16 protein-coding genes are annotated in these 16,260 nt (G+C 62.3%); 4 read left to right on the top strand and 12 right to left on the bottom strand.

The features are described 5' to 3' along the window. Positions 1-339: 339 nt before the first annotated feature. From hemP to DLM46_RS17785, 4 genes are all read right to left on the bottom strand, one after another. The gene (gene hemP / locus DLM46_RS17800) at positions 340-600 is read right to left on the bottom strand and encodes a hemin uptake protein HemP (protein WP_115102037.1); all 261 of its coding nucleotides are present in this window, start codon (positions 598-600) and stop codon (positions 340-342) included. A gap of 204 nt (positions 601-804) precedes the next feature. Next, complete coding sequence (locus tag DLM46_RS17795; protein ID WP_115102036.1) at positions 805-1,287, bottom strand: SRPBCC family protein; 483 nt, start codon at positions 1,285-1,287, stop codon at positions 805-807. Between the two features lie 94 nt (positions 1,288-1,381). Next, positions 1,382-1,780: an OsmC family protein gene (locus DLM46_RS17790; protein ID WP_115102100.1), complete on the bottom strand. Its 399-nt coding sequence runs from the start codon at positions 1,778-1,780 to the stop codon at positions 1,382-1,384. 217 nt (positions 1,781-1,997) lie between these two features. Continuing rightward, positions 1,998-2,876 (bottom strand): pirin family protein, encoded by an 879-nt coding sequence (locus tag DLM46_RS17785; RefSeq protein ID WP_115102035.1) that lies wholly within the window; start codon positions 2,874-2,876, stop codon positions 1,998-2,000. A gap of 122 nt (positions 2,877-2,998) precedes the next feature. Between DLM46_RS17785 and DLM46_RS17780 the strand changes: the two genes are divergently transcribed. Continuing rightward, on the top strand, positions 2,999-3,988 hold the full coding sequence (locus DLM46_RS17780) for a LysR family transcriptional regulator (RefSeq protein WP_115102098.1): 990 nt from the start codon (positions 2,999-3,001) through the stop codon (positions 3,986-3,988). A 390-nt stretch (positions 3,989-4,378) separates the two neighbouring features. Here DLM46_RS17780 and DLM46_RS17775 read toward each other — a convergent pair whose 3' ends face one another. The 8 genes from DLM46_RS17775 to DLM46_RS17740 form a co-directional block, all read right to left on the bottom strand. After that, complete coding sequence (locus tag DLM46_RS17775) at positions 4,379-4,798, bottom strand: ExbD/TolR family protein (RefSeq protein WP_115102034.1); 420 nt, start codon at positions 4,796-4,798, stop codon at positions 4,379-4,381. 16 nt (positions 4,799-4,814) lie between these two features. Then, a complete protein-coding gene (locus DLM46_RS17770; protein WP_115102033.1) occupies positions 4,815-5,546 on the bottom strand; it encodes a MotA/TolQ/ExbB proton channel family protein in 732 nt (243 codons plus the stop codon). 28 nt (positions 5,547-5,574) lie between these two features. Continuing rightward, entirely contained in the window at positions 5,575-6,309 is a 735-nt protein-coding gene (locus DLM46_RS17765) for an energy transducer TonB (protein WP_115102032.1), read from the bottom strand. Between the two features lie 322 nt (positions 6,310-6,631). Beyond that, positions 6,632-6,868: a (2Fe-2S)-binding protein gene (locus DLM46_RS17760; protein WP_063495347.1), complete on the bottom strand. Its 237-nt coding sequence runs from the start codon at positions 6,866-6,868 to the stop codon at positions 6,632-6,634. Positions 6,869-7,075: 207 nt separating this feature from the next. Then, a complete protein-coding gene (gene murI, locus DLM46_RS17755; RefSeq protein ID WP_115102031.1) occupies positions 7,076-7,954 on the bottom strand; it encodes a glutamate racemase in 879 nt (292 codons plus the stop codon). A 179-nt stretch (positions 7,955-8,133) separates the two neighbouring features. After that, positions 8,134-8,613, bottom strand: a complete 480-nt coding sequence (bfr, locus tag DLM46_RS17750) for a bacterioferritin (protein WP_115102030.1) — start codon at positions 8,611-8,613, stop codon at positions 8,134-8,136. 185 nt (positions 8,614-8,798) lie between these two features. Then, positions 8,799-10,322 (bottom strand): fumarate hydratase, encoded by a 1,524-nt coding sequence (locus tag DLM46_RS17745; RefSeq protein WP_083085112.1) that lies wholly within the window; start codon positions 10,320-10,322, stop codon positions 8,799-8,801. 53 nt (positions 10,323-10,375) lie between these two features. Continuing rightward, the gene (locus DLM46_RS17740) at positions 10,376-10,951 is read right to left on the bottom strand and encodes a TIGR00645 family protein (protein ID WP_244306277.1); all 576 of its coding nucleotides are present in this window, start codon (positions 10,949-10,951) and stop codon (positions 10,376-10,378) included. Between the two features lie 794 nt (positions 10,952-11,745). Between DLM46_RS17740 and acs the strand changes: the two genes are divergently transcribed. From acs to DLM46_RS17720, 3 genes are all read left to right on the top strand, one after another. After that, positions 11,746-13,728, top strand: a complete 1,983-nt coding sequence (acs, locus tag DLM46_RS17730; protein ID WP_115102027.1) for an acetate--CoA ligase — start codon at positions 11,746-11,748, stop codon at positions 13,726-13,728. Between the two features lie 147 nt (positions 13,729-13,875). Then, positions 13,876-14,235 carry a DUF4212 domain-containing protein gene (locus DLM46_RS17725; RefSeq protein ID WP_115102026.1) on the top strand — a complete coding sequence of 120 codons (360 nt, stop codon included), beginning with the start codon at positions 13,876-13,878 and terminating at the stop codon, positions 14,233-14,235. Positions 14,236-14,239: 4 nt separating this feature from the next. Next, the gene (locus tag DLM46_RS17720) at positions 14,240-16,258 is read left to right on the top strand and encodes a sodium:solute symporter family protein (protein ID WP_115102025.1); all 2,019 of its coding nucleotides are present in this window, start codon (positions 14,240-14,242) and stop codon (positions 16,256-16,258) included. The last annotated feature ends 2 nt before the right edge of the window (positions 16,259-16,260 follow it).

Raw genomic sequence — 16,260 nt, 5'->3', positions numbered from 1 at the left:
CAGATCTACAACCAGGAACGACCGCATCATTCTTTAAAATACAGAACGCCCGATGAAGTTCATCGGGCGTTTCTAACCGCGAACAGCGGTGCGTAGGTGTCAACCTATGTCAGGACGGGTCACTTGATCTGCGACACACGGCGTTTCGTGCATCCGCATTGGATGACAACCCAGACAAACCAAAATGAGAACCAAAAAAGCGGCCTGGCTGGCTGCGACGGCTGGCTTGGTGTCTGCACGAAGGGGTCTAGTTCTCACGTGCAAGCCGTCGTGGCTGGCTAATGCCCAACACCTCTCGAGGAGGTGGTCCCCACAATACCCGGTAGTTACCTCTGTTCGTTACTTCGTCAGGATCAGCTTGCCCAGACGCGTGGCGCGCAACTGGTAGGTCTCGCCGTTATGGATGATGCTGACGTGGCTATGTCCTTGCAGCAGTGCGTCGCTGCGCACGACTCGATCCGATGTCTCGCCTGAACTGCTGACACGGTTCGCGGCGGGCTTCGTGGCGACGGCCGTAGCCGTCGACGGTTTCGGACGGCTGGTCAGTGCGGCCGCCGGGCGGCGCAGGCTGAGCGTGGAAGAGCGCGTGAGATCGGTCATTCGTTTTTGCTGTTGGTCGATTCGATGGACTAATTCTAAATGATAACCATTCCCATTTACAAGAAAGAGAAATTGATCGGAATCGACTTTCGATAGCTGATTGGGTGGGGCAGGGCGAACAGAGACGAGGGACACGGATAAGGGCGCGCGTTCGACGTGGCAGCCTGACCGGCGCGTGCGGGCAGCGCGCCCGCACGCGGAGATTCAATGCAACGAACCGGGTTCCTGCTTCGTTTGAACGTACTGGCGAATCAGCCGGACGGTATCGATATCGTTCTCGCGATACGCCGATTTGACGATTTCCTGCGTCTGCACGGCATCCTGGTCGTCGGAGACGGGCAGGGTTGTCGCATATTCGAAGCGCAGGAACAACTGCAGTTCATCGGGCTGCTCAATGGTCATGGTCAGCGAGCCGCCGACATGGTCCGCGGTCGGCAGAATGTCGTAGCGCACGCTTTGGCGTTCTTGCAGCGTGACGCGGTCGTGCACGGTGGCCTGGCCGTAGTGCAGCTCCCGCTCGAGGATGTTGCCTTCGCGAGAAAGGATGGTGCAACTGTCGAGTCCGATCACAAACAGTTGCGGCTGCTCGGCGCGCAGCACAAGACCCTCCCATAACTGCTCGCGGGTCATCGCGTCGACTAACGGATTCAACGGATCGTTGATCTGGATAAGGTGTTCGAAATTCAAGACGACAGCTTCCTATGAAAGCGTTGCATTACGTTCTGCCCTGTTCAGCGGGGTCTTGCGTATATCGCCGCGCCTCGCGCGACGTTGCGCGACATTATGCGACGGCGAGCCCCGTGCGGATCGTGATCGAATGCGTCAGGATCTTGTGAACCGGACACGCATTGGCAATTTGTAAAAGCCGTTCCCGCTGCTCGTCGGACAGATCGCCCTCCAGTACGATTCGGCGGTCGATGGTCGAGCCGGCGTCGCCGGTTTCCATCGATAGCGCCACGCGCACGCCAGCGAGCGGCCAGCTCTTGCGTTGCGCATACATCTTCAGCGTGATCGACGTGCAGGCGCCGAGGCTCGACAGCAATAGCGCGATGGGCGCCGGCCCGCGATCACCACCACCCAGCGACTCGGGTTCGTCGGCGAGCCACGTATGCTTGCCGTCGTCGAAAAGAACCTGGAAATTTGTCGCGCCGATGTGGGCGGTGACGGTGGACTCTGCCATGCGCGCTCCTGAACAGGGACGAAAACCGCCGCGCGCCGGCGCCCGTTCGGCTACACAGCGGGCTAAACGGCGCGGCGCGCGGCATGAATCGCTATTGTGAACGAATTCAGCGGTGTCCGCGTCACGGGGTGCGGCGCGCGGTTTGACGCGACGCCAGGAGCGCGCCGCGCCGTTGCCGCGTGCGGCCACGCGCGCGCGGCGCCCGATCAATTCACGATCAGTGTGTGATACGGCCCATGCGTCCGGCCTGGTAGTCGGTGACGGCCTGGCGGATTTCATCTTCGGTGTTCATCACAAACGGGCCGTAACGTACCACCGGCTCCTTCAGCGGTACGCCGCCGAGCAGCAGCACTTCGAGCGGCTCAGCGCCGGCTGTGAGCGTGACACTGTCGCCGTCGTTCTGAAATACGACCATCTCCCGCGCGTCGATCTCCTGGCGCGCTTCGCCTTCGCCGTAGAAGCCCTTGCCCGACAGGCCGTAGGCGAACACACGATAATCCGCCGGCACCTGCTGCGTAATCGTCGCGCCCGGCTGCAGCGAGAAATGCTGATACAGGATCGGCGTACGCGTTTCGATTGCCGCCTTGACGCCGAGCGCCTCGCCGGCGATCACCTTGACACGCACCTTGCCGTCCGCGGAAGTCGCCACCGGAATGCTCGACGACGGTATCTCCTGGTAGCGGGGCGCGATCATTTTGTCGCGGCGCGGCAGATTCACCCACAGCTGTAAGCCGTGCACACGCCCGCCGGTGCGGACAAACGCCGGATCCGGCATTTCGCTGTGCACGACGCCGGCGCCCGCGGTCATCCATTGCACGTCGCCGGCATGCAGCGTACCCGAATGGCCTGCTGAATCCTTATGGCCGAACTGACCCTCGAGCGCGTACGTGACCGTTTCGAAGCCACGGTGCGGATGGTCCGGCGCGCCTATGGCCTCGCCGGGCGCGTAGTCGATCGGGCCCATTTCGTCGAGCAGCAGGAACGGGTCGAAATCCATCAGATTGCGGGTCGGAAACGGCCGGTGGACGATAAAGCCGCCACCTTCAGTCGTGCGAACGGCGGGATACGTGCGTTCGATCGTGCGGGTCGTGCTCATCAAAGTCACCTTAAAAAATGGGGAATAGCGTCATTTTTGAAACATGGAGCTATTATAGGGACCGTTTTTCGAGGTACCAGCCACCGTCACGCAATGGATTGTTCTATTACTGGAACGATGAGATGAAGATCGATTCACACAATCTGAATGACCTGATGTACTTCTCGCAGGTCGTCGAACATGGTGGTTTTTCCGCTGCCGAGCGCGTGCTGGGCATCTCGAAGTCGCGGCTCTCGCGCCGGCTGACTGAACTGGAAGCGTCGCTGGGCGTGCGTTTGCTGCAGCGCTCCACCCGCAAGCTGGCGCTGACCGAAGCCGGGCAGCTGTTCTATCAGCATTGTCAGGCGATGCTCGGCGAGGCGCAGGCCGCTGTTAACGTGGTGCAGCAGTTGCGTTCGTCGCCGCGCGGCACGGTGCGCGTGAGCGTGCCGGTGACCATTTCGCAGACCATCCTGTCGCAGATCCTGCCGGAATTCATGCATCGCTACCCGGAAGTGCGCGTCGTGCTGCGCGTGACGAACCGCGTGGTCGATCTGTTCGAAGATTCGATCGACGTCGCGTTGCGCGTGCGCTCCGATCCGCCGGACAACGCCAACATCGTCGTGCGGCCGCTGTGGCGAACGCAGCAGATGCTGGTCGGTGCTCCGAGCCTGTTGCAGCAGAATGCGCCGCCGCTGTTGCCCGCCGACCTGAGCCGTTTCGAAACACTCGATGTGCCGACCGGCGACGGCCGCCACGTATTCAACCTGATCGCGCCTGACGGCACGCGTCATGCTCACGAACACGAGCCGCGTCTGGTGACCGCCGATCTGATGACCATACGCGAAGCGGTGCTGGCCGGCGTCGGCATAGCGGCGCTGCCGGAAATGATGTACGGCGCCGCGCTGCGCGCGGGGCAGTTGTCGCCGGTCATGCCGGGCTGGACCTTGCCGACGCCGCAGTTGTATGCCGTGTTCGTGTCGCGGCAGGGGATGGTGCCGGCGGTGCGCGCGTTCGTCGACTATCTGGTGGAGATGCTGGACCCGGACGACGGCAAACACATCGCTGGCGAATGTCCGACGAGCGAGGCAAAGAAGACCGGCGCGCAGCAGGTTCTGGCCGTCGTGTCATAGCACTTGTTGCGCGGCACGGCATCGCTTTTAGCATTTAAGCGCCGTTTGTCATGAGTACTTTCAATGGCTGCTCACTTGAATGCGCGCCCTTGCAGGGATATATTGAAATCCCTTCGCTAAGGAGTCTCTTATGCGGAAACTCATGGCCGCTATAATAGCCGGCCTGATAGGGCTGACAGCGCTGTCCGTGTCGACCACGGCTGTCGCATGCGATGGCTCCGGCTATCATTCCGATGGCAAGTGAACCCGCCGCCCGAAGGCGCCGAGTGCGCACAAAAAAAGGCCTTCATCTGACGATGAGGGCCTTTTACTTTGAGTCATTGAAACAAGGGCATTTCTGTTCTTCGGCAGGCGCTGCTTAACAGCGTTTTACCTCGCGTTTATCGGGCCTCATTTGGCCTTGGGCTGGGTAACGAAGCCGATCTTGGTCAGGCCGCCGGCCTGTGCCGCCGACATCACCTCGGCCACTTTCTCATACGCGACCTTGCGGTCCGCATCCAGATGCAATTCCGGCTGCGGGTTCGCTTGCGCGGCCTGGGCGATCTTTGCGTGCAGCGTTGCTTCGTCGACCTTTTGCTGGTCCCACAGCACATTGCCGTCCGCGTCGATCGAAACCGAGATCTGCGCGGGCTTGGTGTCTTCCTTCTGGCTGCTTGCATGCGGCAGATCGATCTTGACTGCGTGACGGATCACCGGAATCGTCACCATGAAGACGATCAGGAGAACCAACATGACGTCGACGAGCGGCGTCATGTTGATTTCGTTCATCAGGCCGTCGTCCTCGTCGCCGGCGAAGGGGCTCATTGCCATCGGAGTGCCTCGCTAATCAGTTTGCGCGCGCGGCGAGGCGCAGACCGTCGCCGCGCCTGGACGACGACAGACGGGCGCCCGTCACGAAGAACGCGTGCAGGCCGTGTGCAAAACGGCTGAGCTTGGCGACGATCGCCTTGTTGGCGCGCGTCAATGCGTTGTAGCCGAGCACAGCCGGAATCGCGACGAACAGGCCGAACGCGGTCATGATCAGCGCTTCGCCGACCGGGCCGGCCACCTGATCGATCGACGACTGGCCGCTCGCGCCGATCGCCAGCAGCGCGTGATAAATGCCCCACACCGTGCCGAACAGCCCGACGAACGGCGCCGTGCTGCCGATCGACGCGAGAATCGCGAGGCCGCTCTGCATGCGTGCCACGCTTTCGTCCATCGTGTCTTTCAGGCAGCGCGTGACCCAGTCCGACACATCCATGCGGTCATGCAGATGCGGTTGCGTCTGATGATGGTGGTCGGCCGCTTCCTGGCCCGACAGCGCCAGCGCGAGGAACGGGTTGTCCTGCGGCGTCGACGATTCCGCGCCGAGCTTTTTCACGCCGTCGGCGAGATCGTCCGAATGCCAGAACGCCTGCTCGGCATTCTTCGTGAGACGCTTCAGCCGCATCACGTTCCAGCCCTTGATGACGATCACGCTCCAAGACATCACGGACATGATCAGTAGCGCGAGCGCGATACCGCGCGTCACGAAATCCCCTTGCGCCCACACGTGCGCCAATCCGTAGTTTTGCATTGCAATTCCTTTTTCTTTGAAATCTGCCTCAATCGTTCAGATTGAAGTCGTAAGGCTGGGTGTAAGCGGCCCGAATCGGCTGGCCATTCTCGAGATAGGGTTTGCAGGCGCTCGCGTGCACGGCGGCGAGCGCGGCGTCGTCAAGACGGCTGAAGCCGCTGCTCTTCTTCAGTTCGATGTTTTCGAGCTTGCCGGTCAGGCCCACCACGAACTTCACATACGCGGTGCCGGTTTCGCCGCGCCGCCTCGCCAGCGACGGGTATTCCGGCTTGGCGATATTGCAGTCGAGGTGCGAGACGTTCTTCGGCGCGGTGATCTCCATCGTCTGACGGCCGATCGCGGGCGCGGCCTGAGCGGCGGGTGCCGCCGGCGCTGCGGGTGCGGGCGGAGCCGGATCGGGCGCAGCGACCGGCGTCGGCGACGGCGCGGCGGCCTGCGGCAGCGGCGTAGGCGCCGGTTTGGGCGTTGGCGTGGGCTTCGGCTGGAGTTTCGGATTGGTGTGAACCTGCGGCGTCGGCTTCGGCGGCGGCGCGATCGACTGCAGCGCGACGGGTGCCGCGACCGGTGCGGGGCTCAGCAACTCGGCCACCATGGTGCGCGACTCGACTGGTCGTACGACGGGTTCGTTGCGCAGGGTGAGCGCGATGGCCAGCAGCGCGACGTGAATCGCGACCACCGCGGCAGTCACGGTCAAGGCGTGGGAATTCATTCGGACGGAAGCGGCCGGCGCGGCGCCGGCTGAGACGGTATGCGAAGCCTGCATGTTAGCGTGGCGGCGCGCCGTCGATACTGCACGTCAGACAAGACAGCGTCATGTTCGGAAGATCAGCAGCGAAATGCACAAAGTAGTCACGAAACCGATCAGCAATTCCATCTCAAGCTCCTTTTAACGGGGGAGGCGGGTAGCTGGCTGGTACGGGTACTGGCTTGCTGACGGCAGTGGGATAACGCGTGAAGCGGCGCGCAAAGCAGCGCGCAAAGCAGCGCGTGAAGCAGCGCGTGAAGCAGGGTGAGTCGGCGAAGCGGTGCGATAAGCGAGCAATGAGCGCTTCTGGCGCGGCATGGGCCGCGCAGTGGACGTGGCTTCAGGCCGCCTTGCGTTCGTAAAACGTCAGCGGCATGGCTTGCGGGTGATGCTCGAAGCCGCAGCGGCTCGCGCAGACGCCGCTTTGCATCATGACGTCGCGCACGGAGTCCGCGCACTTGCCGCAGCAGGAGGCGACGCCCAGTTCGAACTGGAGCTCGTCGAACGAATCGACGCCTTCCGCGATCGAGGCACGGATCTTTCGGTCAGAAACAGACTTGCAGACACAGACAATCATGGTAGAGCGTCATAGCTAACGTTAATGCGAATTATTATCATTTTGTTTGGGGCGTTTGGCAAGCGTCCTGCGGGAATTTTTGTAACAAAACCAGACTGTTAGAAGGGTTTCGTCTATGGAGGCGACGGGGCGCGAACGGCCGCGAAGGGGGGCGCGGGAAGAAAGCCACCGGGCGCGGTGCCAGGCTGGGCTCCAGGCGGACGTCAGTCAGGCCGGCTGGGAATCCGGCGCTGCTGTACGACGAGACGGGATCAGCACCCGTTCGACCGCCGCGTCAATATGCAGCAGGGTGGCGGCGAGCTGTTGCTGGTGCGCGCCGTCGCCCGTCGAATAAAAACGGGGCAGAGTACTGCCGTTTTGCGGAGCGGCGCGCAGGCCGTGCTGGTCGAGTACCCGCTCCAGCTGGCGCGCAATCGCGATGCTCGTATCGATCAGCGTCAACCGGTCGCCGACAATGTCGCGGATCGCCGCATCGAGAAAAGGGTAGTGGGTACAGCCGAGCACCAGCGTATCGGCGCCGGCATCCAGCATGGGCTGCAGATAGCTGCGCAGCAGCGCACGCAATTCGGCCGAATTCACGTCGCAGCGTTCCACCGCCTGTACTAGCCCGTGGCCCGGCTGGCACAGAAAGCGGCAATCCTCGGCGTAGCGTTCGAGCAGAGCCTGAAAGCGGGCGCTGCGCAAGGTGACTTGCGTGGCCAGCACACCAGCGACGCGCGTTTTCGATTGCAGCGCGGCCGGTTTGACGCCGGGCTCCACGCCCACGAGCGGAATCGGCAGCTTTTCGCGGACCAGTGCGATCGACTGCGCGGTCGCCGTATTGCACGCGACCACCAGCACTTTCGCGCCTTGCTTGACTAGCCATTCGCCGATCGCGAGGGTGCGGTCAGCGATGAAGTCGTCGTCGCGTTCGCCGTAGGGCGCGTACAGTGAGTCGGCGACATACAGCATCGCTTCGTCAGGCAGTTGCGCGCGAACCGCACGCAGCACCGACAATCCGCCGAGACCCGAATCGAAAATACCGACGGGTGCGCGCAAGCCGGCACCGGCAAGCGTTGCAGCCGAAGAAGGCGATTCTGTAGGCATAGGCGAAGAGGATGCTCGCGGCACAGCGGTCAGGGAAAAGTCGCGAAAATAGTGAGACGCGCGGGAAAATGCGCAGGAAAGCGCGTCAGTATATCGCCCGCGCGGCGCACAGCCTGACACATGGTCTGGTGGATGAGCGCGGACATGGGCACGCGAGCGGGCTTTCCAGCCTGGTTCGATCAGGATTCGGACGAACCCATTGCCGATTGCTGGTAGTTCTGAATGCCGACCTTGTCGATCAGGTCGAGTTGCGTTTCGAGCCAGTCGATGTGCTCTTCGGTGTCGTCGAGAATCTTGACGAAGATTTCACGCGAGATGAAATCGCGAACCGATTCGCAATACACAATCGCCTCTTTGCAGGTGCCTTGCGAAATCTGTTCGAGCTTCAGATCGCATTCGAGAATTTCCTTGGTTTCCTCGCCGATCAGCAGCTTGTGCAGGTCTTGCAGGTTTGGCAGGCCGTCGAGCATGAAAATGCGTTCGATCAGCCAGTCGGCGTGCTTCATTTCGCCGATCGATTCGTCGTATTCATGCTTGCCGAGTTTTTCGAGGCCCCAGTGCTTATACATCCGCGCATGCAGGAAGTACTGATTGATGGCGGTCAGCTCGTTCTTCAACTGAGCGTTCAGATACTCGATAACTTTCTTGTCGCCTTGCATGATGATTCCTTGTTGGGGGCTTTGAATTTTCAACAACAATAAACGCCGGACCTGAAAAAGCCAAGGAAACGTATGCATCTTTTGACATTGTTTCCAGCCTCACGCGCTGCGTTTGCCTCAGTCGCGAAAAAACCGGGGACTGCGGCCCCGGCTTCTCGACAAACGTGACAGGCGTTAGCAGCGCATCAAACCGTCGCGACCGGAATCTTACCGATCTTTGCTTGCCATTCCTTCGGGCCGGTCTGGTGCACGGACGTGCCGTTCGAATCGACCGCAACCGTGACGGGCATGTCCTGCACGTCGAACTCGTAGATCGCTTCCATGCCGAGGTCTTCGAACGCGAGAACCTTCGCGCTGCGAATCGCTTTCGACACGAGGTAGGCGGCGCCGCCCACGGCCATCAGATACGCGGCCTTGTGCTTCTTGATCGCCTCGATCGCGACCGGGCCGCGCTCGGCCTTGCCGATCATCGAAATGAGACCGGTTTGCGACAACATCGTCTCGGTGAACTTGTCCATCCGCGTGGCGGTGGTCGGGCCGGCCGGGCCGACTGCTTCGTCGCGCACCGGATCGACCGGGCCGACGTAGTAGATCACGCGGTTCGTGAAGTCGACCGGCAGCTTTTCGCCCTTGGCCAGCATGTCGGCGATGCGCTTATGCGCGGCGTCGCGGCCCGTCAACATCTTGCCCGAGAGCAGCAGCGTCTGGCCCGGCTTCCAGCCGGCGACTTCTTCCGGCGTCAGCGTGTTCAGGTCGACGCGCTTGCTGGTTTCCGTGTTCGGTTCCCACTGCACCTTCGGCCATGCGTCGAGCGACGGCGCTTCGAGCCTGGCGACGCCCGAGCCGTCCAGCGTGAAGTGCGCGTGCCGCGTGGCGGCGCAGTTCGGGATGATCGCGATCGGTTTGCTCGCGGCGTGCGTCGGCGCGGCCATGATCTTCACGTCGAGCACCGTTGCGAGACCGCCGAGACCTTGTGCGCCGATACCCAGCGCGTTGACCTTCTCGTGCAGTTCGACGCGCAATTCTTCGATCCAGTCTTTCGGACCGCGTGCGATCACGTCCTGGATGTCGATCGGATCCATCAGCGATTCCTTGGCCATCACCATCGCTTTCTCAGCAGTGCCGCCAATGCCGATGCCGAGCATGCCCGGCGGGCACCAACCGGCGCCCATGGTCGGCACGGTCTTCAGGATCCAGTCGACGATCGAGTCCGACGGGTTCAGCATCGCAAACTTCGACTTGTTCTCCGAGCCGCCGCCCTTGGCTGCGACCTGCACGTCGACCTTGTCGCCCGGCACGATCTCGTAGTGGATCACGGCCGGCGTGTTGTCTTTCGTATTCTTGCGAGCGCCTTCAGGCGGGCTCACGATCGATGCGCGCAGCACGTTGTCCGGGTTCAGATAACCGCGGCGCACGCCTTCGTTGATCATGTCGGTGACGCCCATCGTCGCACCGTCCCAACGCACGTCCATACCGACCTTCACGAACACCGTGACGATGCCGGTGTCCTGGCAGATCGGCCGCTTGCCTTCGGCGCACATGCGGCTGTTGGTGAGGATCTGCGCGATTGCGTCCTTCGCGGCCGGGCTCTGTTCGAGTTCGTACGCGCGGCCCAGGGCCTGGATGTAATCGAGCGGGTGGTAGTAGCTGATGTACTGAAGCGAATCAGCAATGCTCTGAATCAGATCTTCCTGTTTGATGACGGTCATGGCTAGCTCAGTGGGGACAATTGGCGCTTGTTTTCTGGTCGCGGGCTATGCGGTCAGTCGTGCGCCTTCAGGGGAGTGGAATCGTGTGAACTGGTTGAACTCACGACATGCAATGCCGTGGGTTCCTGAAAATGTTTGGGGTGCGTGTGCGTGGTGAGGCGGTCGACCAGCGCCATGACCAGTGCCGAGACGAGGAACGCGACGTGAATGATCACCTGCCACATGATGGTATGCGTCGAATTCTGGTCCGGGCTGATGAAGGTTTTCAGCAGATGGATCGACGAGATGCTGATCAGCGCCATCGACAGTTTCACTTTCAGCACGCCGGCGTTCACGTGGTCGAGCCATTCCGGTTCGTCCGGATGACCCTCCACGCCGAGGCGCGACACGAAGGTTTCGTACCCGCCGATGATCACCATGATCAGCAGGTTCGAGATCATCACCACGTCGATCAGGCCGAGCACGACCAGCATGGTGTTGGTTTCGTCGAGTGTCATTGAAGCCGAGACGAGATGCCAGACTTCTTTGAGGAACAGCACTACGTATACAGCCTGGGCGACGATCAGGCCCAGATAGAGCGGCACCTGCAGCCAGCGGCTCATGAAGATGATGACGGGCAGCGGGCGCATCGGACGGCGCTGACGGGCAAAGTCGGGTCGCGTGGCGGACATGGGCTAGAGTCGGATGAGGCGCAGGTGATGGAATGCGGATTAAATACGCGGACTAAACGCGCCGGCTTTGCGCTCGGGCTCAACGGCCGGATCGGGCACGCGGCAAAGCACACGGACGACGCGCGGACGGCCCGCTGAACGGCCCGGGCGGGCCGGAAAACTCGCGCCAGGCGCGCTATTGTACAGCGCCTCCTGAATTTGCCGCGACGGCACGGGCAGGATGGGCGGGCGGACGATGCCGTCAATCGCCGCGGCCACAGGCAGGACAGCGCGATTCAAGCTGGAATCCGGACGGCTAGTTCAGTTAGCATTGTAAAAGGGCGCGTTCACCAGCGTGAATGCCGGCGCGGGCGGCGCGGCAGCAAACGTGATGATGCCGCGCGTTGCCATGCGCCGGGCCGAACGCATGAATGGAAAGTGGCGCGTAGCATGCGGGACATGAATTGCGTGAACGTCGAAGAGCTTGACCGCATTGGGGTTTTCGCCGGCAACTCGATGCCGCTCGCGTAAGTGGCCGGTAAGTTGCGACGCTTATCTTTGCTGCGAGAGCGGGCATTTCATTGAACGCGCATCCATGCTGCACCGCCGCATGGATCGCCTGTTCAAGCGGATGGCTTGCTGTGCTGCGGCCTATGCGGCCCGGGCACGAGGGTTGGAGACAAGGCGCCGCACATTGCGGCGTCACCATGACACGGTGCGTCACTGGCGCGCCGGCACAGGTTTTACGTTTCATCTTCACCAAGGGGTTGTCGATGTCTGCGATTGAATCGGTTCTTCAGGAACGCCGCGTTTTCCCGCCCTCCGCTGAAGCAGCGGCCGGTGCGACGATTTCCGGCATGGATGCGTACCGGGCGCTTGCCGCCGAAGCGGAACGCGATTACGAAGGTTTCTGGGGGCGCCTCGCCCGCGAGACGCTCAGCTGGCACAAGCCCTTCACAAAGGTGCTCGACGAATCGAACGCGCCGTTCTATACGTGGTTCGAAGACGGCCAACTGAACGCTTCGTACAACAGCATCGACCGTCACGTCGAAGCCGGCAACGGCGAGCGCGTCGCGGTGATCTTCGAAGCCGACGACGGCACCGTTACCAACGTCACCTATAAAGATCTGCTGCAACGCGTGTCGTGCTTTGCGAACGCGCTGAAGACGCGCGGCGTGAAGAAGGGTGACCGTGTCGTGATCTACATGCCGATGTCGATGGAAGGCATCGTCGCGATGCAGGCGTGTGCGCGTATCGGCGCGACGCATTCGGTCGTGTTCGGCGGGTTCTCGTCGAAGTCGCTGAACGAGCGGCTGGTGGACGTAGGCGCGGTCGCGCTCGTCACCTCCGACGAACAGATGCGCGGCGGCAAAGCGCTGCCGCTGAAGAGCATCGCCGACGAAGCCATCGCCATGGGCGGCTGCGAAGCGGTCCGGAGCGTGATCGTCTATCAGCGCACCGGCGGCAAGATCGCCTGGTACGAAGGCCGCGACCTGTGGATGCATGAAGTCACGCAGGCCGAGTCGGATCAATGCGAGCCCGAGTGGGTCGGCGCCGAGCATCCGCTCTTCATCCTCTATACGTCGGGTTCGACCGGCAAGCCGAAGGGCGTGCAGCACAGCACCGGCGGCCTTCTGCTGTGGGCCGCGCAGACCATGAAGTGGACCTTCGACTGGAAGCCCACGGATGTGTTCTGGTGTACCGCCGACATCGGCTGGATCACCGGGCATAGCTACATCGGGTACGGACCGTTGACGCTTGGCGGCACCCAGGTCGTGTTCGAAGGCGTGCCGACCTATCCGAACGCCGGCCGCTTCTGGGAGATGATCGCAAAGCACAAGGTCTCGCTGTTCTATACGGCGCCGACGGCGATCCGCTCGCTGATCAAATACGCCGAAGCTGACGCGAAGGTACATCCGAAGAGCTACGACCTGTCTTCGTTGCGCGTGATCGGCACGGTCGGCGAGCCGATCAATCCTGAAGCGTGGGTCTGGTATTACGAGAACGTCGGCGGCAGCCGTTGCCCGATCGTCGATACGTGGTGGCAAACCGAAACGGGCGGCCACATGATCACGCCGCTGCCGGGCGCCACGCCGCTCGTGCCGGGTTCGTGCACGCTGCCGCTGCCGGGCATCATGGCGGCGGTCGTCGATGAAACCGGTCAGGACGTGCCGAACGGGCAGGGCGGCATTCTGGTGGTGAAGCGGCCGTGGCCGTCGATGCTGCGGAACGTGTGGGGCGATCCGGAGCGCTACAGGAAGAGCTACTTCCCCGAAGAACTCGGCGGCAAGCTCTATCTCGCCGGCGACGGTGCGGTGCGCGACAAGGAAACCGGCTACTTCACGATCATGGGTCGTATCGACGACGTGCTCAACGTGTCCGGCCACCGCCTCGGCACGATGGAGATCGAGTCGGCGCTGGTGTCGAACCCGATCGTCGCCGAGGCCGCCGTCGTCGGACGCCCTGACGATACGACCGGCGAAGCCGTGTGCGCATTCGTCGTGCTCAAGCGCGCGCGTCCGGAAGGCGAGGAAGCGGTGAAGCTCGCGAACGAATTGCGCGCGTGGGTCGGCAAGGAGATCGGTCCGATCGCCAAGCCGAAAGACATCCGCTTCGGCGAGAACCTGCCGAAGACGCGTTCGGGCAAGATCATGCGCCGCCTGTTGCGTTCGCTCGCGAAGGGCGAGGCCATTACGCAGGATGTGTCGACGCTGGAGAACCCGGCGATTCTCGACCAATTGGGCGAGTCGCTCTGAGCCCGAGTGGCCTGGATAGTGCGGCAAGGGCGCAAGCAATCATGCGCCCTCGATCGACTGCCAGTATCGCGCCTCCGACCCGTTCATTGAAGCCACCGCGCGGACAATCCCGATTGCCTGCCCGGTGGCTTTTTGATACATAGGCGCATGGCCGCGCCGCATCACTCCTCTCACGCTACGCTCAATCCAGCGCCCGAACCGCCAGCGGTTTCGGCAGCGATGGCGCGCGCGCATCAGAAGTACTGGCGCTTCAATATCGCGCTGATCGTGACGTTGATGACCTTGGGCTTCGTCGTGTCGTTCGTCGTGCCGCTAGTGGCGCCGGCGTTGGCGCAGGTGCGCATCGGCGGCTTCAGAATGCCGTTCTACTTCGGCGCGCAAGGGGCGATTCTCGTGTATGTGGCGTTGATCGTCGTCTATATCGTGCTGATGCAGCGCGCCGACCGACAGTTGCAACGCGCTCTCGATACCGACGCCGGCGCCGATTCCACCGCGCGCGGAAGCTGAGCCGATGAAGCTCACGCATCGGCTGATCCGCTCGTACGCGCTCTATACGCTCGGCTTCCTGCTATTCATCTATGTGATGTGGCGCATCGAGCGCACCACGGGTCCCGGTGTATGGATCGGCTATGTGTTCCTGTTCGTACCGATCGCGGTGTATGCGGTGATCGGCTTGCTGTCGCGCACCTCCGATCTGGTCGAATACTACGTCGCGGGGCGGCGCGTGCCGTCCGCCTTCAACGGTATGGCGACCGCCGCCGACTGGCTGTCCGCGGCCTCCTTCATCGGCCTCGCCGGGTCGATCTATGCGACGGGATATGACGGTCTCGCGTACGTGATGGGCTGGACCGGCGGCTACTGCCTCGTCGCGTTTCTGCTTGCGCCTTACGTGCGCAAGCTCGCGCGCTACACGATTCCCGATTTTCTCGGCACCCGGTTTTCGAGCAACGCCGTGCGTGGGCTCGCGGCGTTGGCGGCGATCTTGTGCTCGTTCGTCTATCTGGTCGCGCAGATTCAGGGCGTCGGCCTGATAGCTACGCGTTTTATCGGCGTCGATTTCGCCGTCGGCATTTTCTGCGGACTGGCTGGCATTCTGGTGTGCTCGTTTCTGGGCGGTATGCGGGCTGTGACCTGGACCCAGGTCGCGCAATACATCATCCTGATCGCGGCGATTCTGATTCCGGTGTCGATGATCGCGCATAAGGACGGCCTCGGCTGGGTGCCGCAGTTCAACTACGGCCGTCTGATGGAGCGCGTGGAGGGATTGGAGAAGCACGTGCGCGACGCGCCTCTCGAGCAAACCGTACGCGACGACTACCGGCGGCGCGCAGCGTTGATGCAGACGCGCCTCGATACGTTGCCGCAGTCGTTCGTCGACGAGAAGCAGCGGCTCACCCAGGAAGTGGCGGACTTGCGGCGCCACAACGGTCCGCTGCGCGAGATCAAGGAGCGTGAGCGGGCGCTCGAACAGTTTCCTCGCGATGCCGCCGCCGCGCAGATCGTCTGGACCCAGCGCCGCGACGAGATGTTGATGCGTGCCGCCGCACCGGTGCCGATGCATGAACCGTTTCCCGCCACGAGCGATGAGGACCGGCGCACCCATGAGCGCAATTTTCTGTCGCTGCTGTTATGTCTGTCGCTCGGCACGGCGAGTCTGCCGCATATCCTCACGCGCTACAACACGACGACCTCGGTGGCTTCCGCGAGGCGCTCGGTCGGCTGGACGCTGTTCTTCGTGGCGCTGTTTTATCTGACGGTGCCGGTGCTCGCCGTGCTGATCAAGTACGAGATGCTCAGCAATCTGGTCGGTCATCACTTCGCCGATTTGCCGCAATGGCTGACGCAATGGAGCAAGGTCGAGCCGAGTCTGATCAGCCTTGCCGATACGAACGGCGACGGCATTGTGCGCTGGAGCGAGATCCAGATGCAGCCTGACATGGTGGTGCTGGCCGCGCCGGAGATCGCGGGGCTGCCGTATGTGATGTCCGGGCTGATCGCGGCGGGCGCGCTGGCCGCGGCGCTTTCGACCGCGGATGGTCTGCTGCTGACGATCGCCAATGCGTTATCGCACGACGTCTACTATCACATGGTCGATCCGTCGGCATCGAGCCAGCGTCGCGTGACGATCTCGAAGATTCTGCTGCTGGGGGTGGCGCTGTTCGCGTCCTATGTGGCGTCGCTGAATACCGGGAATATTCTGTTTCTGGTGGGCGCGGCGTTTTCGCTGGCAGCGTCGAGTCTGTTTCCCGTGCTGGTGCTGGGCGTGTTCTGGAAGCGCACCACACGCCTTGGCGCAGTAGCGGGGATGGTGGCGGGGCTGGTGGTGTGCATTTACTACATCGTGTCGACGTATCCGTTCTTGACCCAGATGACGGGCTTCGCGGGCGCGCGGTGGTTTGGAATCGAGCCGATCAGCTCGGGCGTGTTTGGCGTGCCGGCCGGGTTTCTGGTGGCGATCGGCGTGAGTTTGATCGACCGGAAACCGGATGCTTATACGCGGGCGCTGGTCGACTACATCCGCCATCCGTAAGC

It is taken from the genome of Paraburkholderia lacunae, from assembly GCF_003353175.1.
Taxonomy (GTDB): Bacteria; Pseudomonadota; Gammaproteobacteria; order Burkholderiales; family Burkholderiaceae; genus Paraburkholderia; species Paraburkholderia lacunae.
The sequence above is the reverse complement of the archived record's forward strand: the minus strand, read 5'-3'. Positions and strand labels throughout refer to the sequence as shown.